This is a genomic window from Amycolatopsis sp. NBC_01307 (assembly GCF_035975215.1).
In the GTDB taxonomy this organism is placed as follows: domain Bacteria; phylum Actinomycetota; class Actinomycetes; order Mycobacteriales; family Pseudonocardiaceae; genus Amycolatopsis.
Map to the genome: position 1 here is coordinate 9967467 of NZ_CP108403.1, position 22525 is coordinate 9989991.

A 22525-nucleotide genomic window follows, 5' to 3' on the forward strand; every position below is an offset into this window, starting at 1 on the left:
GCCGGCGACGGCCTTCACCCCGATTCTGCCCTGTGTCCGCGACGCCGTGATCAGCAGGATTGTCCCCATGACACGCACACTTGCCTTCCCCGCCGCCGCGCCCACCGAGGCCGTTGCCTACTTCAGCGCCGAGCTCGGCTTCGAAGTCGATCCGGACGACCTCGCCCGGGATCTCGACGCCGGCCGCGTCGAGGGTTATGTCGTCGTCGAGACCCGTGCCCCCGAAGCCTTCGCGCAAGCGCACATCCCCGGCGCGATCAACCTGCCCTACCGCGACATGACGCCCGAGAGCACCGCGCACCTCGATCGCGACCTCGTCTACGTCTGCTACTGCGAAAGCATCAACTGCAACGCCGCCACCAAGGGGGCGCTCAAGCTCGCCGAGCTCGGCTTCCAGGTGAAACGGCTTTCCGGCGGCATCACCAGCTGGATCGCCGCCGGCTACCCCGTCGACCAGCCCGGCGAAGCAGCACAGGCAGCGGCCGGGATTCGCTGCGCCTGCTGACGCACCTACCCTGGAAGGCGTGACACGACTGCTGATCATCCAGCCGGACGTCTCGGACCCGCTCGGTCCCCTCGGTGACTGGCTGACCGAGGCCGGCGCGGACCTCGACGTCCGGCTCCCGCCCGGGCAGGACCTGCCTGCCGATCTCGACGGCTACGCCGGCGTCGTCTGCCTCGGCGGCAACATGGGTGCGGAGGACGACGCGAAGCACCCGTGGCTCGCCGACGTGCGACGCCTGCTGGCGAAGGCGGCGTCGAGGCAGCTCCCGACGCTGGGGATCTGCCTCGGCGCCCAGCTGCTGACCGTCGCGACCGGGGGCCGCGTCGAGGTCGGGCGCGACGGGCCGGAGATCGGTCCGCACCTCGTCTCGAAGAAGGACGCGGCGTGGACCGACCCGCTCTTCGCCGAACTGCCGCTCATGCAGGACGTCCTGCAGTTCCACAACGACTCGATCACCCGGCTCCCGCCCGGCGCCGAACTGCTCGCATCCGCTCCGCGCTACCAGTTCCAGGCTTTCCGGTTCAACCGGTGTGTCTACGGTGTCCAGTTCCACATCGAGACGACGCCCGAGATCGTCGAGAGCTGGGCCGCGGACGAGCCCGAAATGGCGGAGCTGGCCCGCCCGGGAGCGCTCGACCACGACAAGTTGATCACTGTGCACAACGACATCGCCGAGACGTGGCGGCCGTTCGCGCAGCGGTTCGTCCGATTGGCGTCCGGGGAGCTCCAGCCCGCCGCCGACAGTCAACGCTCGTTACCGTTGGCTTAACGGACAGCGTCACAATCGGCAACGGGCTGTTAACAACCCGCGTCCCTCGTCAGGTACCTTGCGGTTAAGTCCCCACAAGGGTTCGGAGGTCGGGGTGGACCCCTCGTTGCTGGTCGTCATCGTGGTTGTCACCGCATTGGTCTTCGATTTCACGAACGGGTTCCACGACACCGCGAACTCGATGGCGACGTCGATCGCCACCGGGGCCCTCAAGCCCCGGGTGGCCGTCGCGATCTCCGCGGTGCTGAACCTGGTCGGCGCGTTCCTGTCGGTCGAGGTCGCCAAGACGATCTCCAGCGGCCTGGTGGACGACACGAAGATCGGCCCGTCGATCGTGTTCGGCGGACTGATCGGCGCGATCGTCTGGAACCTCGTGACGTGGTTCGTCGGGCTCCCGTCGAGCTCGTCGCACGCGCTGTTCGGCGGCTTGGTCGGCGCCACCTGGGTTTCGGCGGGCGCGGACTCGGTCCACTTCGGAAAGATCGTCGAGAAGGTCCTGCTGCCGGCGGCCGCGTCGCCGGTGATCGCCGGCCTCGTGGCCCTGGCCGGGACGTACCTGGTCTACCGCTTCCTGGTCCGGAACCGGCCGGCCACGCGCGGGTTCAAGGTCGGCCAGATCGTCTCGGCGTCGCTGGTTTCGCTGGCCCACGGTACGAACGACGCGCAGAAGACGATGGGCGTGATCACGCTCACGCTGGTCACCGCCGGTAGCCTGCCGCCCGGCGCCGCTCCGCCCGTGTGGGTGATCATCAGCGCCGCCTGCGCACTGGCCGCGGGCACCTACCTCGGCGGCTGGCGCATCACGCACACCCTCGGCAAGGGCCTGACCGACATCGAGGGCCCGCAGGGCTTCGCCGCCCAGACGAGCTCGGCGCTCGTCATCCTGGTCTCGTCGCGGCTGGGTTTCCCGCTGTCGACGACGCACGTGTGCTCCGGCGGCATCGTCGGCTCCGGCGTCGGCCGCCGCGAGGCGCCGGTCCGCTGGCGGATGGCGGGCCGGATGGTCGTCGCCTGGCTGTTCACCCTGCCCGCGGCCGCGATCGTCGGCGCGGTCTCGGGCAAGATCGCTTCGCTCGGCAGCGCGGGCACCATCGCCGTCGGCGTGGTCGGAATCGGTGTGGGTGCCGGGATCTGGCTGCTCTCGCGCCGCCACCCCGTCACCGCGCACAGCTTCCAGGTCCCCGAACCGACGCCGGCCGACTCCGAGCCGGGACGCCTGGCCGCCTGAGCCGGAATCACGAGGCCGTTGCGGCTACGGTGGTTCGTGATGGCAGACCGCGCGCGAACGACCGCTTCGGCGGCGAGGTACGGCTTCACCGACGCCCGTGCCGAGGGTCAGCTGCGCGCGGCCGGCTGGTGGGACGACGCCGGCCCGGTCGCCGCGGCGTCCGACGTCCTCTCGGCGTTGTCCCGCGCCGCCGATCCCGATCTCGCGCTGCGCGGGCTGGACCGCATCCGCGAGGCCGACGGCGAAGAGTGGGCACAGCTCGAAGAGCAGCTCCGTGAGAACCGGACGTTCCGCGGCCGGCTCCTCGGTGTGCTGGGGACGTCGACCGCACTGGCCGACTTCCTGTGCGCGAACCCCGCGCAGTGGCACTCGCTCACCGGCAAGAAGAGCACGAACCCCGCCGGCTACCGCGAAGCCCTGCGAACCGCGCTCGTGCGTGAAGACGGCACCGTGATCACCAAGCTCGAGGCGGAGCAGACGCTCAAGGTCGCCTATCGCAGCCTGCTGCTCGGCATCGCCGCCGCGGACCTGGGGCACCTCGTCGAGAGCGGGCTCGAGCAGCCGCGCTACGCCGAGGTCGCCGCGCAGCTGACCGAGCTGGCCGAGGCCGCGCTCGCCGCCGGGCTCGTGGTCGCCGAGGCCGAGGTCGGTGCCTCGGCCGACGACACGTTCGCGATCATCGCGATGGGCAAGTGCGGCGGCCGGGAACTCAACTACGTCAGCGATGTCGACGTCATCTTCATCGGCGCGGGCGATCTCGGCGTCGCGACGCGGCTGGCGAGCACGACGATGCGCGTCACCGGGAACGCGTGCTTCGAGGTCGACGCGGCGCTGCGCCCGGAAGGCAAGGCCGGCGCGCTCGTCCGCACCCTCGAAGGCCACCAGAGCTACTACCTGAAGTGGGCCAAGACCTGGGAGTTCCAGGCGCTGCTCAAGGCCCGACCGGTCGCCGGCGACGCCGAGCTCGGGCGGCAGTACGCCGAGATGGTGGCGCCGCTGGTGTGGTCGGCGGCCGACCGGGACAACTTCGTCGCCGAGGTGCAGCAGATGCGCCGCCGGGTCGAGGGGCACGTGCCGTCCGAGCACGCCGAGCGCGAGCTCAAGCTGGGCCGCGGCGGCCTGCGTGACGTCGAGTTCGCGGTGCAGCTGCTGCAGCTAGTGCACGGCCGGGTCGACGACGAGCTGCGGTCGCCGTCCACGATGGACGCGCTCGCGGCGCTCGGCGAAGGCGGTTACGTTGGCCGGAAGGATGCGGCCGAGCTGGGCGCGTCGTACGAGTTCCTGCGGATGCTGGAGCACCGGCTGCAGCTGCGGCGGATGCGCCGGACGCACTTGTTCCCGGCGACGTCCGACACCGACGAGCTGCGGATCCTCGCTCGCGCGAGCGGCGTGAAACCGGCTGGTGGCAAGAGCGAGGGCGAAGCGCTGCTGGCGGAGTTCCGCAAGCACGGCAAGGGCATCCGGCGGCTGCACGAAAAGATCTTCTACCGGCCGCTGCTGCAGTCCGTCGCGAACGTGCCGACCGAGGCACTGCGCCTGACGACCAAGCAGGCCGCCAGCCGCCTGGCCGCCCTCGGCTACACCGCGCCCGACGGCGCGCTCCAGCACATCAAGGCGCTCACCGCGGGCGTCTCCCGGCGGGCCGCGATCCAGCAGGCGCTGCTGCCCGTGCTGCTCGACCTGCTCGCCGACACCCCCGACCCGGACGGCGGGCTGCTGTCGTACCGCAAGGTTTCCGAGGCGCTGGAAGACACGCCGTGGTACCTGCGGGTGCTGCGCGACGAAGGCACGGTCGTCGAACGGCTGGCCATCCTGCTCGGCACGTCGAGGCTGGTGCCCGACCTGCTGGTCCGCGCGCCCGAGGTGCTGCAGCTGCTCGGCGACCCGGCGCGGCTGCTGGGCCGCACGCCGGCCGACGTGGCGACGTCGCTGCGGGCGGCCGTCCGGCGTCAGCCCGGGTTGAACCCCGCGGTCACGGCGGCGCGTTCGCTGCGGCGGCACGAACTGCTGCGCGTGGCGTGCGCGGATCTGCTGGGCCTGCTCGACGTCCGGGCCGTGTGCGCGGCGCTGTCCAGTGTCTGGGTCGCGGTGCTGCAGGGCGCGCTGGCCGCCGCGTTCCGGCAGCGCCAGGCCGAGCTGGGCCGGACGCCGGCGCGGATCGCCGTCATCGGCATGGGCCGGCTCGGGGGCGCCGAACTCGGCTACGGCTCCGACGCCGACGTGCTCTTCGTGTGCGAAGCGAATGAAGGAGTCTCGGACTCCGACGCCGTGAAGTTCGCGTCGTCGGTCGCGGAGACGGTCCGGAAGATGCTGGGCGCGCCGAGCCCGGACCCGGCGCTGGTCGTCGACGCCGACCTGCGGCCGGAGGGGCGCAGCGGCCCGCTGGTGCGGACGCTGGAGTCCTACCGCGCCTACTACGCGCGCTGGGGCGAGGTGTGGGAGGCGCAAGCGTTGCTGCGCGCCCGTTTCATCGCCGGCGACGACGACCTCGGGCAGCGGTTCATCGCGATGATCGACCCGATCCGCTACCCCGAGGGCGGCTTGGACGCGACGAAGGCCCGCGAGATCCGCCGGATCAAGGCGCGCGTCGAGACCGAGCGGATGCCGAAGGGCGCGGACCCGACGCGGCACACGAAACTCGGCCGCGGCGGCCTCGCCGACGTCGAGTGGACGGTGCAGCTCCTGCAGCTGCAGCACGCCCACGCCGTTCCCGAGCTGCGGACGACGTCGACGCTGGACGCACTGGCGCTGCTCCCCGGCGCGGGCCTGGCCGAGCAGTCCGAAGCGGCCGAGCTGACCGAGGCGTGGCTGCTGGCGACGCGGGTGCGCAACGCCGGGATGCTGGTGCGCGGCAAGGCCGTCGACGAGGTCCCCAGCTCGGGCCGCGACCTGGTCGCGGTGGCGCGGGTGCTCGGCCAGACCGCGGCGGACGACCCCGGTGAGTTCCTCGACACGTACCGCCGGATCACCCGCCGCGCGCACACGGTGGTGGAGCACCTGTTCTACGAGGCTGATTAAGGTGGGGCGCGTGACCGATCGAGAGCCGTTCCGGACCCGGATCAAGGTCCGCCACTACGAGCTGGACACCCTGGGCCACCTCAACCACGCCGTCTACCACTCGTACGGCGAGGTTTCACGGCTCGAGCTGCTGGAACAGGCGGGCGCACTCAACGGCGTCGAGGGCTTCGCGGCGGTGCTCCTGGAGTCCCACATCGTGTTCCGCAGGGAGATCCGCGCGGGCGACGTGGTCGACGTGACGTGCGACGCGAAGTTCGGCAGCGGCAAGACGTTCTCGATGGACTCGAACATCTACAAGGCCGACGGCACGCTGGCCGCGGAGATCACGTGCACGCTGGGCTTGATGGACCTGGAACGCCGCAAGCTGGCGACGGACCCCCGAGGCCGTTTCGCCGAGGCGGGCGCGGACCTGAAGCTGCTGTCGACGGCCGAGGGCGACTGACTCGGCCCCAGGCGAAAGAACGCCGGCGGCGAGAATGGCGCCGATCGTTACGGCATGAACCCTGGGACTGCGAGGAAGACTGTCCCGGCGCCGACGAACAGCAGACTGGTGACCTGGAGTCTCACGGTTCCGACTGCCACGGAACGAGCAAGCGCGCGGCTTGCCAGTTCTACGTCCCTGATCCGCCGCTCGGTGTCACCGATGGCTGCGCGTAGGGCGTGGACCTCGGTGCTTCGCCGGCTCGCCTCGTGGGCTGCTGCCATCTCGACTCGCTCGATACGTCGTTCGACCCAGCGAAGCTGTTCCTCCAGAGACAAGTCCGTGGGGGCGTTGCCGCCTGTCACAGTGCCTTCGCCCTGCACGAATCCAGCGGGGACTCTGATCGCCCCGACTACATCGTGAACCGTGACGTCGCGATTGCGGCGCAGCAAGCGGCGTACGAGATGGCGACTGCCGGTGAGGAGACGGTCCAGCGCCGGCCAGAGGGGCTCGGTGCCGTGCTCCCGGTTGGTTGACGCGTAAGCGCCTGCGGCGAGGCAGATGCCTATCACTGAGAGCACCAGTCCCAGCGCCGTGAGTACGATCTTGAACATGCCGATTAGGTCGTGTCGGCGGTCGACTGCGTTGCAGTGTCTCGACAGGCGCACAAAGAACGGGACGGCGGTCGGGGCTTTCCCCTCGACCGCCGTCCCGTGTCCGGTGGGCCGTCAGCTGACGGCCTGGCCGGGACCTTGACCGGTGAAACCCCTGGTCAAAGCCCCGAGTCGATCACACGTCGTAGTACAGGGCGAACTCGTACGGGTGCGGGCGCAGGCGCAGCGGGTCGATCTCGTTTTCGCGCTTGTACGAGACCCACGTCTCGATCACGTCCGGCGTGAACACGCCACCCTCGAGCAGGTAGTCGTGGTCGGCTTCCAGCGTGTCGAGGACCGTGCCCAGGTCGCCCGGGACCAGCTTGACGTTCTTGGCCTCTTCCGGCGGGAGCTCGTAGAGGTCCTTGTCGATCGGGTCCGCCGGCTCGATCTTGTTCTTGATGCCGTCGAGCCCGGCCATCATCATCGCCGAGAACGCCAGGTACGGGTTGCCCGAGGAGTCCGGGCAGCGGAACTCGGCGCGCTTGGCCTTCGGGTTGTTGCCCGTGATCGGGATGCGGACGCAGGCCGAGCGGTTGCGCTGCGAGTAGACCAGCGAAACCGGGGCCTCGAAGCCCGGGACCAGGCGGTGGTAGGAGTTCACCGTCGGGTTCGTGAAGGCCAGCAGGCTCGGGGCGTGCTTGAGCAGGCCGCCGATGTAGTGGCGCGCCGTGTCGGACAGGCCCGCGTAACCGGACTCGTCGTGGAACAGCGGCGTGCCGTCCTTCCACAGCGACTGATGGCAGTGCATGCCCGAGCCGTTGTCGCCGGCGAGCGGCTTCGGCATGAACGTCGCGGTCTTGCCCGCGGCGAACACGGTGTTCTTCACGATGTACTTGAACAGCTGCAAGTCGTCCGCCGCGTGCAGCAGCGTGTTGTACTTGTAGTTGATCTCGGTCTGGCCGGCGGTGCCCACCTCGTGGTGCGCGCGCTCGATCTCGAAACCGGAGCCCTGCAGCGCGCGGACGATGTCGTCGCGCAGGTCGGCGAAGTGGTCGACCGGCGGGACGGGGAAGTAGCCGCCCTTGAACTTCGTCTTGTAGCCCTGGTTGCCACCGACCTCTTCGGTACCGGTGTTCCACCAGCCCTCGACGGAGTCGATCTCGTGGAACGAGGCGTGCTCGGCGGAGTCGAAGCGGACCGAGTCGAAGATGTAGAACTCGGCCTCGGGGCCGAAGTACACGTTGTCGGCGACGCCGTACTCCGCGATGTACTGCTCGGCCTTGCGCGCGATGTTGCGCGGGTCGCGGCTGTACGCCTCACGGGTGAACGGGTCGTGCACGAAGAAGTTCAGCGAGAGCGTCTTCGCCTTGCGGAACGGGTCGATGCGCGCCGTCTCGGGGTCCGGCAGCAGCAGCATGTCCGATTCGTGGATCGACTGGAAACCGCGCACCGAGGAGCCGTCGAACGCGAGTCCCTCTTCGTAAGCCTCTTCGGTGAAGGCCTTCGCCGGGACCGTGAAGTGCTGCATCACGCCGGGCAGGTCACAGAACCGGACGTCGATGACTTCGACGTCCTCGTCCGTGATGAGGCGCTGAATGTCGTCTGGAGTAGTGGGCACCCTCGGTGACTCCTTCTCGTTCGAGCTCGTGCGGCAGTGCTCTCTTCGGCTCACGCTAAAAGCGCGGTGTTGCCCGACCGTCACCCGTATGTTTCGCCGGTGTTAACGGGTGGGTGGATACCGGGTATCCGACCAGGTCGGATGTGGTCCGCGCCACCGGCATACCCTGGACGGGTGGCGAGATGGACCGGAGAATGGCTGCCCGGCACGGGTGACGGTGGCCAGAGTACTGATCAGGACGGCGCGCGCTGGCCGGGCGAGAAGTTCGGTCTGCCCGAATCCGGCGTCGGCTCGGCGGCGAGCGGCGGGACCCGGCTGCTCGGGCTGCTCGCCGACCTCGTGGTCGCGGCCCTGGTCACGGCCATCTTCGTGCACCCGGACCTGCAGGACCCGGTCGCCATGCAGAACTTCAACCTGTGGTCCGGCGGCGTCTGGGCGGTCATCTCCGTCGTGTCCGCCGGCTTCTTCGGGTTCACCCCCGGGATGGGCGTGGTCGGCATCCGGGTGGCCCGCCTCGACGGCGCCGCCCTGGTCGGCCCGCTGCGGGCGCTGGTCCGCGCGGTCCTCACGTTCGTGATCATCCCGGCAGCCGTCCGCAACGCCGACGGCCGCAGCTGGCTGGACCGGCTGACGGGCACCGTCGTCATCCGGCTGCGCTGACCGCGCGCCGCGCCGGAAAGCCGCAGCTGCGCTGACCACATGGCCGCCGGACAGCCGCATCGGACGGACTACTGGTCGACCGGCCCTGCCGGCGGCCTCGGCCCGGCAGGCCCGACATCGGCCGGGTGGTCTCGGCTGCCTCCGGCATCGGCCGGCTGCCCCGGCTTGGCCCGAGCAGCGCTCCCGGAGGGCGTCCCCTAATACCGGCCGGCGTCGGCGCCGCACCATCGGCGGCTCTGGGTGCGTCCCATCCGAAACCCGCCACCGAAACCTGCCGCACCGGCACCCCCGTACGAGAAAGGCCCCGTCCACCGGACGGGGCCTTCGTCGTCTGCGCGGGCTCGGGTCAGCGGCGGCGGATCGTGCGCTGGACGTTGCGCATCTTCGCGCCGGCGGGCATCGGGCCCTTGGGCATCGCCGCGCCGCGGTTGCCGAGTGCGGCCAGCTTCGCCTCGAGGGCGTCGACCTGGGCCGGCTTGAGGTTGCGGGGCAGCTTCATGAGGAAGCCCTGGAGCTTCTTGAGCGGGATCTGGCCCTCTTCGTGGCCGATCGTGACGTCGTAGATCGGGGTGTCGCCGATCAGCCGGGAGACGCGCTTCTTCTCCTGGGCGAGCAGCGTCTTCACGCGGTGCTGCGCGCCCTCGGCGACGAGCACCACGCCGGGGCCGCCGAGCACGCGGTGCACGGCGTCGAGCTGGGTCGTCGCGGCGACGGTCGGCGTCACCTTCCACTTGCCGCGGAGGTTCTCGAGCGCCCACGCCGCCGCGCCGGGCTGGCCGTCGGCCTTCGAGTAGACCGTCTTCTGGACGCGTCGGCCGAAGATGATCATGGCGAGCAGTGCGCCGAGGATGATGCCCAGCGGGAGCAGCACCCACTGGGAGTCGAAGAAGAAGCCGATCCCGAAAGCCACACCCGCGACGACGACGATCGAGCCGACCATCCAGGGGATGAGCCAAGGGTCTTCCTTGCGCTGCATCTTGAAGGCTTCGAAGAGCTGGCCACGCCGGGCCTTGCTCGCCGCGCGCTTCTCCTTCTTGGCCTGCTTGGCCGCTTCCTTGTCCTGCTGTCCCGCCATCTGACCAGGATACGGCCGCGTGCCCCTGCCCGGATTCCCCGTCCCCCTCTGCGAGGATGCGGGACGTGACTGGCGTACTTTCCCCGAAGAGCCGCACCCGTCTGCTCGATGGTCTCGACCCCGAGCAGCGCGCCGCCGCCAGTGCCCCGAGGGGGCCGGTCTGCGTCCTGGCCGGCGCCGGCACGGGCAAGACCCGCACGATCACCCACCGCATCGCCCACCTCGTCATGTCCGGGCACGTTTCCGCTGGTCAGGTGCTTGCCGTCACGTTCACGACGCGCGCCGCGGGGGAGATGCGCGCCCGGCTGCGCGGCCTCGGCGTCGACGCCGCGCAGGCGCTGACGTTCCACGCCGCCGCCCGCCGTCAGCTGCGTTACTTCTGGCCGCGCGTGGTCGGCGGCCAGCCGTGGGACCTGCTCGAGAACAAGTTCCGCTACGTCGGCCAGGCCGCGACCCGGGCCAAGCTCGGCACCGAGATCGAGATCCTGCGCGACCTGGCGAGCGAGATCGAGTGGGCGAAGGCGTCGCTGATCAGCCCGGACGACTACCCGACCGTCACCGCGCGCGCCCAGCGGGACATCCCCGCCCCGGCCGCGCAGGTCGCCGAGGTCTACCGCAACTACGAAGAGCTGAAGAACGCCGCGCAGGTCCTCGACTTCGACGACCTGCTGCTGCACACGACGGCGGTGCTCGAGGAGCACGGCGTCGTCGCCGAGGAGTTCCGCGACCGCTACCGCTGCTTCGTCGTCGACGAGTACCAGGACGTCACGCCGCTGCAGCAGCGCCTGCTCGACGCGTGGCTCGGCGGCCGTGACGACCTGACGGTGGTCGGCGACGCCAACCAGACCATCTACTCCTTCGGCGGCGCGTCGCCGCGGTCGCTGCTGGAGTTCACGCGGCGCTTCCCGGAGGCGACGGTCGTCCGGCTCGAACGCGACTACCGGTCCACGCCCGAGGTCGTCGCGCTGGCGAACCAGGTGATCGGCGCCGCCCGCGGCCGGCCGGCGGGCTCGCGGCTCAAGCTGATCGGCCAGCGCCCGTCCGGCCCGCAGCCGCGCTTCGCCGAGTTCGACGACGAGCACGTCGAGGCCGGTGCCGTCGCGCGGCGCGTGCGCGAGCTGCTCGACGGCGGGGTCGCAGCGAGCGAGATCGCCGTGCTCTACCGCGTCAACGCCCAGTCCGAGGCCTACGAGTCGGCGCTGGCCGAAGCCGGCATCCCGTACCTGGTCCGCGGCGGCGAACGGTTCTTCAACCGGGCCGAGGTCCGGCAGGCGATGTCCGCGCTGCGGACCGCGAGCGGCGACGGCAGCTCCGACCTGGTCACGACCGTGCGCTCGGTGCTCTCCCGCGTCGGCCTCACCGAGTCGCCGCCCGCCGGTGGCGCCGCTAAGGAACGGTGGGACGCGCTCCTGGCGATCGTCGAACTGGCCGAGGAGCTCGCCTCGACGGTCGCCGACGCTGACCTGCCGCGTTTCAACACCGAGCTGGAGCAGCGCGCGGCGGCGCAGCACCCGCCGACGGTCGAGGGCGTGACGCTCGCGTCGCTGCACGCGGCGAAGGGCCTCGAATGGGACGCGGTGTTCCTCGTCGGCCTCGCCGAGGGCACCGTGCCGATCCTGCACGCCGACAACGACGAGGCGGCGATCGAGGAGGAGCGGCGGCTGTTCTACGTCGGCGTCACGCGGGCCCGCGAGCACCTGTGGCTGTCGTGGGCGCTGGCCCGCACACCGGGCGCGCGCCGCAACCGCCGTCGCAGCCGGTTCCTCTACGGCCTGATCCCGGAGGACCACCCGGCGGCCCGGGCCGCGCGGTCGCAGCAGAAGCAGGCCGCGCCGGTGAAGACGCGCTGCCGGGTGTGCGGCGGGCCGCTGCTGGAAACCCTCGACGTCAAGCTCGGCCGCTGCGGTCGTTGCCCGTCGTCGGTGGACGAGAACCTGTTGGAGCGGTTGAAGTCCTGGCGCGCCGACCGGGCCCGGGAGCTGAAGGTGCCGCCGTTCGTCGTGTTCACCGACGCGACGCTGATGGCCGTCGCCGAGCAGCGCCCGGTCGACGAGTCGGCGCTGGTGTCGATCTCCGGGATCGGCGCGACCAAGCTCGAACGCTTCGGCACGGAGATCCTCGGCGTCGTCCGCGCGTCGATGGGGTCCTGACGGCGGTCCTGATGTGGTCTTGACCGCGTCCGGACCATGATCCACGCGGCGAACCCGCTGCTCAGGGGCGATCTTCGTATCTTCGAGGATTTTCCCCGTAATTAAGTTGCCCCGGTGTGGTGGGGGGCAATAACCTGCCAGTACCGAGCCCGAAGGGCTCGGCTGGGGATCCACGTGAAGTGCCGCTCCGCGGCCGCGTGTGCAGAGTACAGACGAAGGAGGTGCCGGTGAAATGACCATCAATCTGACGCTCACGAACCCGGGCACCCGTCTGTCCTGCGCCGCGGAAGTCGCGGCTGCACAGCGCCCGGGCACCGGTCTGCCCGTGAGCGCGCACGAGATCCGTGGCACGCGTCGCGTCATGCGGGGCTGGACCACCGGCGATGTCGTCGTCTTCGGGACCGAGGGCGTTCTCGCCGCGTACCCGCAGGCCGATCTGCCGACCATCAAGCAGTTCCGTGTTCCGTTGTCGATACGGGAGCGAAGTTCCTGACCCAGTCAGGACACTGAGGCTCACGAAGGCCGCGGAACCGGAAAACCCGGATCCGCGGCCTTCGTGTTTTTGGCTGCACAACCCAAGAGGAACAGCATTGCCCAGCTCCACGCCCAAAACCGAAACCCGTACGACACCAGGAGGAACCCCCATGTCTTCGGCCATCGCCTACACCGCGGGTGAGGCAATATTCGCCGACCTGCTCGACCCCGTCACCGTCCCGGACGTGGCTCTGCCCTGCCGCTCGGGCGACGCGGACCTCTGGTTCGCCGAGTCCCCGGCCGAGCTCGAGCGCGCCAAGGCGTCCTGCGCCGACTGCCCGGTTCGCGAGGCCTGCCTGGCCGGCGCACTGGCCCGGCGTGAGCCGTGGGGCGTCTGGGGTGGCGAGATCTTCGAGCGCGGTGTCGTGATCGCGCGCAAGCGGCCCCGTGGCCGTCCGCGCAAGAACACCACCGTCGAGCCCGTCGCCGCCAAGAGCGGCGAGCACCGGAGCGCCGCCGCATGAGCGTCGAACCGATCACCACGAGGGACCACGAAGCGCGCAAACGCGTGCACCTGCAGTTGACGAAGACCGAGATCGAGGAGATCAGCGAGATGTTGCTTTACGAAGAATTGTCCAGGGCCCGAATACGGGATCTGGAGGAGGGCATCCGCACCCAGCGGGCCCGAGGTAGCGCCCGTGCCGTCCGCCGGTGGAGCCGAGTAGCCCGATGGGCGGCCCAGCGCGCGGAGCGGTACGAGAACCAGAGCTGAGAGCAGGCCCCTGCCGCCCCGACGGCGGCAGGGGCCTGCCTGGGTTTGCGCAGGTCAATGGGGTTGCGTGTGGTTGTTTCGGCTGGGTCTGGTTTGTCGACGCCGCGGGGCCGGCCTTCGGCGCGCCCTCAGCTCGCACCGGCGACGGCTTGCGCCAGCCGGTGGTCGCCGGCGCGAGCCGGTGAGAGTGGGGTCGGGCGCTGATCAGTGGGGAGACACGATCCCCCTGGGCCCCCGCCCCCCGCCCCCGCCCCGCCTCGTCTGGTTGGTGTCTGGTTGTTCGAGCGCGCCTTTCTGCCGGGTGGCGGTGTTGAATGGGGCGATGCCCGGACACACCCACGACGACATCGACTGGGCGGACCGCCTCGCCCAGCTGCGCATGGCCGACGCCCTCGATGCCGAGGCACTCGCGCCCGTCGCGCGGCGGCTCCTTTCCGGGTCGGCTGGTCGGCCGACCGTGGTCGATGTCGGGTGTGGGGCCGGCGGAATGAGCGTGCACTTCGCGCGTGAGCTCGTCCTTGGCGACGGGGGCACCGTCGTGCTGCTCGACGCCACACCCGCGTTGCTTGCCGAAGCGCAGCGGGCTGTGGTCGCGGTCGCCGGTGAGAGCGTCGAGGTCGTCGGCGTGCACGGTGACCTCGCCGACCCTCGGCTGGCCGACCGGGTGCCGGCCGCCGACCTCGTGTGGGCGTCCGGGGTGGTGCACCACGTCGGCGATCAGCAGGCCGCGCTGCGGACCCTGGCCGGGTTGCTGCGGCCGGGTGCGGTGCTCGCCATTTCCGAAGGCGGGCTCGAAATGCGTTGCCTCCCTTGGGAACTTGGAATCGGAAGGCCCGGGCTGGAGCATCGGCTGCTCGCCGCGCGGGCCGAGTGGTTCGCCAGGATGCGGGCCGGCATCGCGGGCAGCGTCGCCATGCCCTACGGCTGGCCGCGTGCGCTTCGCGAGGCCGGGCTCGAGGACGTCGAGTCGTTCGGCGCGCTCATCGACCACCCGATGCCCGGCTCGGACCTGTTGCGCGAGTACGTGGTGCACCGCGTCGGCTGGCTGGCCGAGTCGGCAGGCGACCGCCTCGACGCCGACGACCGCGCGACGATCGCCGCCCTCACTGACCCCGCTGGCCCGGACTTTCTCTGCCACCGCGCGGACTTGTACCTGCTGGGCGCCAAGGCGATCCACAGTGGACGGTCCCGGTGAGCGCGCCGGAGCCGGCCGCGTGCACACGCTGCGGGCGCACCCGCGGCGCCGACGACGACCCGGCTACGGCGCTCGCCTGGGTGTCCACCCGCGAGCGCGGCACGCTGCGGTGGCTGTGCCCGGACTGCGCGCGGCAGCACGTGCGCGACATCGAGGGCAAGCTGCCGGACGAGTACTGGTGATCACGAGGTTCCTCCGCGGGAATCGGCTGTTGGGTTGGTGCGGTTCAGCAGCGGCTGACTCGGCGGCTGGCTGAGTCGCGCTGACGGGCGGGTTAGCCATCGGAGCGGGTTCATGCGCCTTCGCCGGGCTGGCGAAGATCATCAACGAGCAGGTCGGCAAGCGTGGCCTCGGCTTCGCTGCCGCGACGCCTGCGCCCGCCGCGCCGCTGCCGGGTTGCGCCCTGCCGCGCCCCGCTGCGTAGCCGCGCTCGCCGCGCTGCCTGCGCACCCGACCTGCCGATCCGACGACCGAAGACTGAAGCAGGATCTGACTCGTCCGCGGTTCGGCGCCTGGTGCGGATGCCCTTCGGTCGGCTTGTGCGGTCGTCGATAAGGGCCGGGCAGGTGGCTAGGACGAGGGCAGTGTTCCCGAACGGCGCCGATGCCTCTGGCCAGCTTGTGCCGCGTCGTCGGTCGAGGCTGGAGTTGTGCTGGGCTCGCGGGCGTGTCTCGAGTGGCGCGGATGCCTTGGCCCGGTTTGCGCCGCGCGGTCGAGCGAGGCTGGGGCTCGGGGCGTGTCCCGAGCGGGTGCGGATGCCGGGTTCATGCTGCGTCTCCGGTCAGTGGTGTGGTCAGTGCCCGGACTCGGGGGCGTGGTGTTCTTGACGCCTCGCCGTAGGCCTGGACCAGCTCCTTCGCCACGTCGCGGGGGACTTGGCGTAGCTGCCGGACCGTGCAGCGGACCAGGATGATTCCCGTGGCCGTCAAGGCCAGGTGGGTGAAGCCGCCCGGGGAGCTGGGGCCGCAGCGGTACTGCCAGGCCAAGCCGATCTCGTCCCACCACGCGTCGGCCTCGCCTATGCGGCGGCCTCGGCGGTCGCAGATCGTGACGTCCCAGTTCGGCGGTGGGAGCAGCGCTGTGTCCAGTACTCGCGCCGCCAGGCCGTGCGCGCGGATCGGGCCTTCGTCCAGGCGGCGCAGGACTTTCCGGACTGCCGATGAGCCGCGCTGCGGGCCCGCCTCCAGCTCCGCCAGCAGCTGCTGGCGGTCGCACAGCCCCCAGTAGAGCGGCAGCGTCAGCAGCTGCCGGATCTGCGCCGGGTCGGGTTCCGCCCGCGCCAGGTCGAGCGCCGCGCGGGCCGGTGGGGCGAACGGCAGGCCGTCCACCAGCACCGGGTCCGGCAACCGGGACGTGCGGGTCGCGTGGATGCCCGCCTTCGCCATCACCCGGCAGTAGTCGGGCACCAGCAGCTCGATCTCGCCGGCCGCCGGGCACTTGACGCCGTGGGCCCGCAGGGCGTCGGCGCCGCTGATCACCACCTTCGACCCGTAACGCGCGATCGCGGCGTGCAGCAGGTGCTGCCGCGTCGGCGTGGTGTTGCGCAGCAGGACGACACCGGGGTGCAGGCGGCGCCACGGCCCGCCGGGGCCGCAGAGCCGCCGGGTTCTTCGATCGGACACCCCGGCCTTGCGTAGCTGTTCGAGGTTCATCACTTCGCCGGTGCCGGGGTTACCGAGGGCGAGCGGATCGGTGCGATGCGTAGCGGTCATGCATCGAGCATGAACGCTCCGCCAACCGGGTGGAACCCCGTTTCCCCGAGCTGTGGACAACTCGCCGGAATCCGCCCGTTCGCGGCCCGGCCTGTGGACAACTCAGCCGGCGAAACCGGCCTGCCAGCGCTCCACGATGCCCCGCGCCGGGATCTCCGCGTCGAGCTGGCAGAGGATGCCCGTCGAGCCCGCCGTGACCCGGTGGATCATCAGGTACTCGGGCGGCAGGTTGAGCGAGCGGCCGACCTTGAAGTCGTTGCCGCGGCTGTCGCCGACCCGCCACGCCTGCCGCTGCATCCACTTGCGCGTGAAGTGGAACGTCGGCTCGGCCAGCGGCTCGGTGAACGGCGCCAGGTAGCCGAGCACCTCGTCCGCGGTCAGGTCGCTGTCCGGCCGGATGAACCGGTTCTCCCGCAGCAGGCGCATCAGCTCGGCGGACTCGCCGTCGAGGGCCAGCCGGGTCATCTCGCCCAGGTGGCGGGGGATGCCCTCGGGCAGCCGTGCGACGCCGCCGAAGTCGATGACGCACAGCCTGTCGTCCGGGGTGATCATGAAGTTGCCCGGGTGCGGGTCCGAGTGCAGCAGGTGGACGCGCTCGGGCGACGAGTAGTGGAACTCCGCCAGCAGCCGGCCGGCCAGGTTCCGCGTCTCGCGGTCGCCGTCGGCGATCACCTTCGACAGCGGTGTGCCGGTGACCCACTCCGTCACGACGACCTTCGGCGCGCTGGCGACGACGCGCGGCACCAGGATGCCGGGGTCGCCGTCGAACGCCTTCGCGAAAGCCCGCTGGTGCTGGGCCTCGGCCTGGTAGTCGAGCTCCTCGTTCATCCGCGCGGCGAGCTCGGCCAGCAGCGGCTTGACCTCGGTGCCGGGCACGAACGCCTGGAACAGCCTGCTGAACCGCTGCAGCTGCCGCAGGTCGCTGCGCAGCGCCTCGTCGGCCCCCGGGTACTGGACCTTGACGGCGACCTCGCGGCCGTCGTGCCAGACCGCGCGGTGCACCTGGCCGATGCTCGCGGCCGCCGCCGGCTCGTCGTCGAACGAGGTGAACCGGCCGGCCCACGTCCGGCCCAGCTGCTCGGCGAGGACCCGGTGGGTCTGCCGGGCCGCCATCGGCGGCGCCGCGGCCTGCAGCTTCGTCAGCGCCTCGCGGTAGGGCTTCGCCATGTCGTCCGGCACCGCGGCCTCGAACACGCTCAGCGCCTGGCCGAACTTCATGGCCCCGCCCTTGAGCGTGCCGAGCACCTCGAACAGCTGCTCGGCGGCCTTGGCCGACAGCGTGGCGTTCACCTGCTCCGCGCTCTGGCCGGCCAGCCGCTTGCCCCAGCCGCTGACCGCCCGTCCGGCCATCCCGAGCGGGAGGCTGGCGAGCTTGGCGGTGCGGGCCGCACCCTTGCTCGGCATCGCGGTGTCACGATCGGCGGCGTCGCGGAAGTCGGTCACCTCGTCGATTCTGCCTTGCGCACGCGTCCGCGCGCAGCCTGCTCGCGGCGTCTTAGTGGCCTACGTCTCCTGTTGCGCCGCGGGTGGACCGCACCCGCACCTCGGGTGCGGCGGCCAGCCGCGGTGGCGGATGCGGCCGTCGAAGGCGTCGATCTCGAGGGTCGCGTTCCACGACGGCGGCGCCAGCTCGGCGGGGGAGAGCAGCCGCATGGACTGCGCGACGGCCAGCGACGCGCACGCCTGGACCGCGCCGAGGTCGGGCCGCTGGTGCCGCCCGGCGAGCTGGCCGGCGACGCGCGGCCAGCACGGGTCGAGGTCGGTCCGGTGCAGGTCGGCGCAGCGCAGGCACGAACTCCGGCCCGGCACCACCAGCGGCCCGACGATGCCGGTCCCGTCGCGGACGCGGACCGCCAGGTGGGGGACGCCGTCGTCCATCAGCTCGGCGACGACCTCGGGCGCGGGCACGATGGCGTCGGTGAGCAGCACCAGATCGGGGTAGCGGTCGTGGAGCCGCGTGACGCGCACCCGCGCGTCGATCCGGCGGATCAGGTCGGCGAGCGCGTGGCGCCGCGGCCGGCCCAGGTCCGCCTCGGTGAAGCCGGAGCCGAGGTCGTGCTCGGTCACCGCGCCGGGCAAACGCGGCTCGATGTGCCCGATCCCGGCGTTGGCCAGCAGGACGGCCACGGCGACCGCCACGCGGCCGTCACCCTGGACCGAGATCGCCGTCGCGCGCCGCCGGTCGGCCAGCGCGGCCTGGTGGTGGCGGGCCCGCAGCGACCACAGGCCGATCTCACCGCGGAGCACGGCGCTGTCGGGCGCGCCGGCCTCGGTGACCAGGCCGAGGGCGGTCAGCTGGAGCAGGAGCGTGCGCAGCTGATCACGGTGTTCGCTCTCGGCGAGCAGGATCCGCTCGACGGGCGCCCGGCCGTCGAGCAGCCGCAACCGCGTGACGAGGTTCGGGGGCAGGCCTTCGATGGCCACGCCGTGGCGCGGGTCGAGGCCGATCTGGATCTCGTCCGGGCCGCGTTCCAGCACGGTCAGGCCCGGGAGCAGGGCCGGGAAGGCGGGCAGCGGGACCGGTGGCATGTCCGCGGGGGAGAGCAGCATGTCCGCAGAATCGCATCCGCCGGCGACCCCCGGACCTCGGAAGGACCCGGAACGGCCGAGTTGTCCACAAGTGGAGGTAGTTGTGGATAACTCGGGTCTGTGACCTTAAGAAGCTCGGAGTTGTCGGTGGGTGGCCTTACCGTTGTCGAGTGGTCGAAGCACGGATGCCCTCACTGAGGAGCCGAGGGGACGAGAACCCCTCGTCGGACACACCCGAACACAAGGTCGAAGTGCGGCGCAGCCAGCGCCGGCACCGGACGGTCACCGCGTACTGGAACGACGACACGCTCGTCGTGCTCATCCCGGCGCGGATGACGAGGGCGGAGGAGAAACACTGGGTCGCCGAGATGGAGCGCAAGCTGCAGCGCTCGGAACCACGTCGGCCGGCGTCCCCGAAGGCGTCGGACGAAGCCCTGTTGGCGCGCTGCGCGCAGCTGTCGGGCAAGTACCTGGGCGGCACCGCGGTGCCGGCGAGCGTCCGCTGGGTGCCGCCGATGCGCACGCGGTGGGCGTCCTGCACGCCGGTCGACGCGACCATCCGGGTCAGCGACCGGCTGCGGAAGGTCCCGCCGTGGGTCCTGGACTACGTCCTGGTGCACGAGCTGGCGCACCTGCGCGAGCCCGGGCACGACGCGGCGTTCTGGGCGCTGGTGCAGCGGTACCCGAAAGCGGAGCGCGCGATGGGGTACCTGGAAGGACTGTCGGCGGCCGCCGGGTGGGGGATCTCCACCGAGGACTGACCGGGTGACGGTTTGGACGGAACCGGGGTGATCCGCAGGTGCGGGTCACCCCGGTTGACGTTGGGGGCGTGGCGGCGGTCGGGGTTGGCGAACTCGAGGTCTGAAGGGGCGGTTTCTCCGCTCGGACGGTCGGCCGGCGTGCCTGGGCGGTGGGTTCGCGTACCTGAGGGGTCGACTCGCGTACTTGGGCGGACGACTCGCGTACCTGGAGGGTCGGCTCGTGCACTCGGAGGGTCGGCTCGCGTGCCTGGAGGGTCGGCTCGCGTGCTTAGGGGGTCGACTCGCGTGATTCGAAGGTCGACTCGCGTGACGGGGAGGTCGACTCGCGTGATTGGAGGGTCGACACGGTGATTGGGAGTCGACACGGGTGATTTGGGGCGACGCGGTGGGGCTTGGGGCTGGATGCAGAACCGGGCGCCTCGCTGGTGCGGGGCGCCCGGTCTGGTGTGAAGCTCAGCTCTTGTCGTCTGGGGTGTCGGTGTCGGTGTCTGTGGACGGGGGCTCGGCCTTTTCGCGCTCTTCGCGCTCCGTGCGTTCCAGCTCGGCCATCGGGTCCAGGTCGTCCGCTGTGCCGCTCTGGCCGACTCGGGCCGAGAAGTCCAGGGGCTCGTCGAGGTCCTCGGCCGTCGGCATCAGGTCCGGGTGGGACCAGAGGGCGTCGCGCTTCTCGATGCCGTGCTGCTCGCCCACCATGTTCCACAGCGTCGACGCCGCTCGCATGCGGCGGGGGCGCAGCTCCAGGCCCACCAGGGTGGCGAACGTCTGCTCCGCCGGACCACCCGTCGCGCGGCGGCGGCGCAGGGTCTCGCGCAGGGCGTCCGCGCCCGGCAGCCGATCACCGACGGCCTCGGCCACGACCACGTCGACCCAGCCCTCGACCAGGGCGAGCAACGTCTCCAGGCGGTTCAGCGCGCCCTTCTGCTCCTCCGTCGTCTGCGGCTCCAGCAGCCCGGACGACATGGCCTCTTCGATGCTCGCCGGGTTCGACGGGTCGATCTGGCCGGCCAGGGACTCCAGCGCCGACGTGTCGACCGAGATCCCGTGGGCGAACTCCTCGACCGTCGCCAGCAGCCGCTGGCGCAGCCACGGCACGTGCGTGAAGAGCCGCTGGTGGGCCGCCTCGCGGGCGGCCAGGAAGACGAGGATCTCGCTGTTCGGCAGCTCCAGGCCCTCGGCGAACTTCTCGATGTTCGCCGGCAGCAGCGCCGATGTCCCCGGAGGTGCCAGCGGGAGGCCGATCTCGGAGGACGTCAGCATCTCCGACGCGAGTTGCGCCAGCGCGTTGCCGAGCTGGGAGCCGAAGGCCATCCCGCCCATCTGCCCCATCATCTGCATCAACGGGCCGGCGGCCTGCTTGGCCTCCTCGGGCAGCGCCTCCATCCAGGCGCCCGAGATCCGCTGGGCGACCGGGTCGCAGAGCCGCTGCCACGTGGGGAGCGTCTTCTCCACCCAGGTGCGCGGCGACCAGGCGACCGTCGACGTCGCGCCCGCGGGCAGGAACGTCGCCGGGTCGAGCCACATCTCCGCGAGGTGGGCGGCGTCACGCACGGCGGCGTTCGAGTCGTCACTGCCGGAGAAACCGAGCCGGCTTTCGCCGGTGTTGCCTGCGCTGCCCAGGTTCTGCAGGGCGATCTGCTTGGCGAGATCGTAGTTCACCGGCCCGCTGGAAGTACCGGCCTGACTGAGCATCTGGCCCAGTTGGCTCAGCATCTGACCGAGCTGGTTGAAGGCCTCGGCGCCGGACTGCTGCCCGCCCTCCGAGGGGTCGTTCTCACCTCGTTTGTCGGGATCGGAAGGTCCGAAGCCGAACGGGGGTTTGCTCATGGGTCCACCGTACGCGGGTCGGGCGCCCCGAAGCGCGTCAACCGGACCCATGTGCGTGGCCTTCACCGAGAAGCGAACACGGTCACCGTACGCTGTCGGGCGTGACCAAGTCCTCCGAGGAGACCGCCCCCGCGACGACCCCGCCGGAAACGCCGCCGGAGCGGACCGGAGAGGCCCGCCGGATGACCCGCCGGGGCTGGACGCTCGTGGTCAGCGGCTCGCTGTTCCTGGTGTTCGTGGTGCTCGGTTCGGTCGTGCCGGTGCCGTTCGTGGCGATCAGCCCGGGCCCGACCTACGACACGCTCGGTCGCGACGCGGCGGGCAACCCGGTCATCCAGGTCGCCGGTCACGACACCTTCCAGACCACCGGCGAGCTGCGGATGACGACCGTCTCCCTGCACGACGGCGTGACCCTGTTCCAGGGCCTCGGCTTCTGGGCGAGCGGCCGGTACGCGCTGGCGCCGCGCGAGGAGTACTTCAAGCCGGGCGAGACCAACGAGCAGGTCAAGCAGGAGAACATCCAGCAGCTGCAGGACTCGCAGACCAACGCCCAGGTCGCCGCGCTGCGCAAGCTCGGCTACCCGGTCAAGGTGCTGGCGAAGGAGATCGTCTCCGGCAGCCCCGCGGACCACGTGCTGGCCCCCGGCGACAAGCTGATCACCGTCAACAACAAGAAGGTCGTCGAGGCCGCGGACGTGCGGGCCGCGCTGGCCGGCACCCTGCCCGGCCAGACCGTCCAGATCACCTTCCAGTCCGACGGCCAGCCGGAGCGGACGGTGCCGCTCACCCTCGCCTCGCGCCCCGACCGCAAGGAGGGCTTCATCGGCCTCACCGCGGTCGACCGGGCCGACGCGCCGTTCAACGTGACGATCTCGCTGCAGGACGTCGGCGGCCCGTCGGCCGGGCTGATGTTCACCCTGGCGATCATCGACCGGCTCCGGCCCGGCGACCTGGCGGCCGGGCGGCACATCGCCGGCACCGGCGAGATCACCGAGACGGGTGAGGTCGACCCGATCGGCGGGATCTCCTTCAAGGTCGTCGGCGCCCGGGAGGCGGGGGCCACCGACTTCCTCGTGCCCGAGCACAACTGCGCCGAAGCGAAGACGACCGCGCCGTCCGGGCTGAACCTCATCAAGGTGTCCACACTGGACGACGCGCTCGCCCAGCTGGCCAACCTCAAGGCGGGACGGCCGACCGCGTCGTGCTGAGCGGCCGGGC

General features: G+C 71.2%; 21 protein-coding genes. 14 read left to right on the forward strand and 7 right to left on the reverse strand.

The window, feature by feature from the left end; all coding sequences use genetic code 11:
• The first annotated feature begins 67 nt into the window (after positions 1-67).
• From OG439_RS44930 to OG439_RS44950, 5 genes are all read left to right on the forward strand, one after another.
• On the forward strand, positions 68-505 hold the full coding sequence (locus tag OG439_RS44930; protein ID WP_326946435.1) for a rhodanese-like domain-containing protein: 438 nt from the start codon (positions 68-70) through the stop codon (positions 503-505).
• Positions 506-524: 19 nt separating this feature from the next.
• Entirely contained in the window at positions 525-1274 is a 750-nt protein-coding gene (locus OG439_RS44935; protein ID WP_326946436.1) for a type 1 glutamine amidotransferase, read from the forward strand.
• Positions 1275-1368: 94 nt separating this feature from the next.
• Positions 1369-2502, forward strand: a complete 1134-nt coding sequence (locus tag OG439_RS44940; RefSeq protein ID WP_326946437.1) for an inorganic phosphate transporter — start codon at positions 1369-1371, stop codon at positions 2500-2502.
• 39 nt (positions 2503-2541) lie between these two features.
• Positions 2542-5520: a bifunctional [glutamine synthetase] adenylyltransferase/[glutamine synthetase]-adenylyl-L-tyrosine phosphorylase gene (locus OG439_RS44945; RefSeq protein WP_326946438.1), complete on the forward strand. Its 2979-nt coding sequence runs from the start codon at positions 2542-2544 to the stop codon at positions 5518-5520.
• A 10-nt stretch (positions 5521-5530) separates the two neighbouring features.
• A complete protein-coding gene (locus tag OG439_RS44950; RefSeq protein ID WP_326946439.1) occupies positions 5531-5962 on the forward strand; it encodes an acyl-CoA thioesterase in 432 nt (143 codons plus the stop codon).
• A gap of 47 nt (positions 5963-6009) precedes the next feature.
• Here OG439_RS44950 and OG439_RS44955 read toward each other — a convergent pair whose 3' ends face one another.
• Positions 6010-6555, reverse strand: a complete 546-nt coding sequence (locus OG439_RS44955) for a hypothetical protein (RefSeq protein ID WP_326946440.1) — start codon at positions 6553-6555, stop codon at positions 6010-6012.
• Between the two features lie 175 nt (positions 6556-6730).
• Positions 6731-8155 carry a type I glutamate--ammonia ligase gene (gene glnA / locus OG439_RS44960; protein WP_247061245.1) on the reverse strand — a complete coding sequence of 475 codons (1425 nt, stop codon included), beginning with the start codon at positions 8153-8155 and terminating at the stop codon, positions 6731-6733.
• A 270-nt stretch (positions 8156-8425) separates the two neighbouring features.
• On the opposite strand from glnA, the gene OG439_RS44965 reads away from it, so the two are divergent.
• Positions 8426-8815 carry an RDD family protein gene (locus OG439_RS44965; RefSeq protein ID WP_326951781.1) on the forward strand — a complete coding sequence of 130 codons (390 nt, stop codon included), beginning with the start codon at positions 8426-8428 and terminating at the stop codon, positions 8813-8815.
• A 346-nt stretch (positions 8816-9161) separates the two neighbouring features.
• On the opposite strand, the gene OG439_RS44970 is transcribed toward OG439_RS44965, so the two are convergent.
• Positions 9162-9890, reverse strand: coding sequence for a DUF4191 domain-containing protein (locus OG439_RS44970; protein WP_326946441.1), 729 nt, complete (start codon positions 9888-9890; stop codon positions 9162-9164).
• A gap of 56 nt (positions 9891-9946) precedes the next feature.
• Between OG439_RS44970 and OG439_RS44975 the strand changes: the two genes are divergently transcribed.
• From OG439_RS44975 to OG439_RS45000, 6 genes are all read left to right on the forward strand, one after another.
• The gene (locus OG439_RS44975; RefSeq protein ID WP_326946442.1) at positions 9947-12040 is read left to right on the forward strand and encodes an ATP-dependent DNA helicase UvrD2; all 2094 of its coding nucleotides are present in this window, start codon (positions 9947-9949) and stop codon (positions 12038-12040) included.
• Positions 12041-12272: 232 nt separating this feature from the next.
• Entirely contained in the window at positions 12273-12533 is a 261-nt protein-coding gene (locus tag OG439_RS44980; protein ID WP_247061252.1) for a hypothetical protein, read from the forward strand.
• Positions 12534-12684: 151 nt separating this feature from the next.
• Positions 12685-13038: a WhiB family transcriptional regulator gene (locus OG439_RS44985; RefSeq protein WP_326946444.1), complete on the forward strand. Its 354-nt coding sequence runs from the start codon at positions 12685-12687 to the stop codon at positions 13036-13038.
• A complete protein-coding gene (locus OG439_RS44990) occupies positions 13035-13286 on the forward strand; it encodes a hypothetical protein (RefSeq protein WP_326946445.1) in 252 nt (83 codons plus the stop codon). The genes OG439_RS44985 and OG439_RS44990 overlap by 4 nt, the downstream gene beginning before the upstream one ends.
• Positions 13287-13608: 322 nt before the next feature.
• A complete protein-coding gene (locus OG439_RS44995) occupies positions 13609-14481 on the forward strand; it encodes a class I SAM-dependent methyltransferase (protein WP_326946446.1) in 873 nt (290 codons plus the stop codon).
• Complete coding sequence (locus OG439_RS45000; RefSeq protein ID WP_247061260.1) at positions 14478-14663, forward strand: hypothetical protein; 186 nt, start codon at positions 14478-14480, stop codon at positions 14661-14663. The genes OG439_RS44995 and OG439_RS45000 overlap by 4 nt, the downstream gene beginning before the upstream one ends.
• 582 nt (positions 14664-15245) lie before the next feature.
• Here OG439_RS45000 and OG439_RS45005 read toward each other — a convergent pair.
• The 3 genes from OG439_RS45005 to OG439_RS45015 form a co-directional block, all read right to left on the reverse strand.
• Entirely contained in the window at positions 15246-16133 is an 888-nt protein-coding gene (locus tag OG439_RS45005) for a hypothetical protein (RefSeq protein WP_326951782.1), read from the reverse strand.
• A 162-nt stretch (positions 16134-16295) separates the two neighbouring features.
• On the reverse strand, positions 16296-17636 hold the full coding sequence (locus OG439_RS45010) for an ABC1 kinase family protein (protein WP_326946447.1): 1341 nt from the start codon (positions 17634-17636) through the stop codon (positions 16296-16298).
• A 60-nt stretch (positions 17637-17696) separates the two neighbouring features.
• On the reverse strand, positions 17697-18743 hold the full coding sequence (locus OG439_RS45015) for a hypothetical protein (protein WP_326946448.1): 1047 nt from the start codon (positions 18741-18743) through the stop codon (positions 17697-17699).
• 230 nt (positions 18744-18973) lie between these two features.
• Between OG439_RS45015 and OG439_RS45020 the strand changes: the two genes are divergently transcribed.
• Entirely contained in the window at positions 18974-19483 is a 510-nt protein-coding gene (locus OG439_RS45020; RefSeq protein WP_326946449.1) for a M48 metallopeptidase family protein, read from the forward strand.
• A 453-nt stretch (positions 19484-19936) separates the two neighbouring features.
• Here the strand turns inward: OG439_RS45020 and OG439_RS45025 are convergent, their stop codons facing one another.
• Entirely contained in the window at positions 19937-21307 is a 1371-nt protein-coding gene (locus OG439_RS45025) for a zinc-dependent metalloprotease (RefSeq protein ID WP_326946450.1), read from the reverse strand.
• Between the two features lie 101 nt (positions 21308-21408).
• Between OG439_RS45025 and OG439_RS45030 the strand changes: the two genes are divergently transcribed.
• A complete protein-coding gene (locus OG439_RS45030; protein WP_326946451.1) occupies positions 21409-22515 on the forward strand; it encodes a YlbL family protein in 1107 nt (368 codons plus the stop codon).
• The last annotated feature ends 10 nt before the right edge of the window (positions 22516-22525 follow it).

What these genes read in the sequence shown, in the direction of transcription:
- OG439_RS44930 (WP_326946435.1), top strand. Translation starts at nt 68, where the DNA reads ATGACACGCACACTTGCCTTCCCCGCCGCCGCGCCCACCGAGGCCGTT.
- OG439_RS44945 (WP_326946438.1), top strand. Translation starts at nt 2,542, where the DNA reads ATGGCAGACCGCGCGCGAACGACCGCTTCGGCGGCGAGGTACGGCTTC.
- OG439_RS44955 (WP_326946440.1), bottom strand. Translation starts at nt 6,555, where the DNA reads ATGTTCAAGATCGTACTCACGGCGCTGGGACTGGTGCTCTCAGTGATA.
- OG439_RS44970 (WP_326946441.1), bottom strand. Translation starts at nt 9,890, where the DNA reads ATGGCGGGACAGCAGGACAAGGAAGCGGCCAAGCAGGCCAAGAAGGAG.
- OG439_RS44975 (WP_326946442.1), top strand. Translation starts at nt 9,947, where the DNA reads ATGCGGGACGTGACTGGCGTACTTTCCCCGAAGAGCCGCACCCGTCTG.
- OG439_RS44980 (WP_247061252.1), top strand. Translation starts at nt 12,273, where the DNA reads ATGACCATCAATCTGACGCTCACGAACCCGGGCACCCGTCTGTCCTGC.
- OG439_RS44985 (WP_326946444.1), top strand. Translation starts at nt 12,685, where the DNA reads ATGTCTTCGGCCATCGCCTACACCGCGGGTGAGGCAATATTCGCCGAC.
- OG439_RS44990 (WP_326946445.1), top strand. Translation starts at nt 13,035, where the DNA reads ATGAGCGTCGAACCGATCACCACGAGGGACCACGAAGCGCGCAAACGC.
- OG439_RS44995 (WP_326946446.1), top strand. Translation starts at nt 13,609, where the DNA reads ATGCCCGGACACACCCACGACGACATCGACTGGGCGGACCGCCTCGCC.
- OG439_RS45005 (WP_326951782.1), bottom strand. Translation starts at nt 16,133, where the DNA reads ATGAACCTCGAACAGCTACGCAAGGCCGGGGTGTCCGATCGAAGAACC.
- OG439_RS45015 (WP_326946448.1), bottom strand. Translation starts at nt 18,743, where the DNA reads ATGCTGCTCTCCCCCGCGGACATGCCACCGGTCCCGCTGCCCGCCTTC.
- OG439_RS45025 (WP_326946450.1), bottom strand. Translation starts at nt 21,307, where the DNA reads ATGAGCAAACCCCCGTTCGGCTTCGGACCTTCCGATCCCGACAAACGA.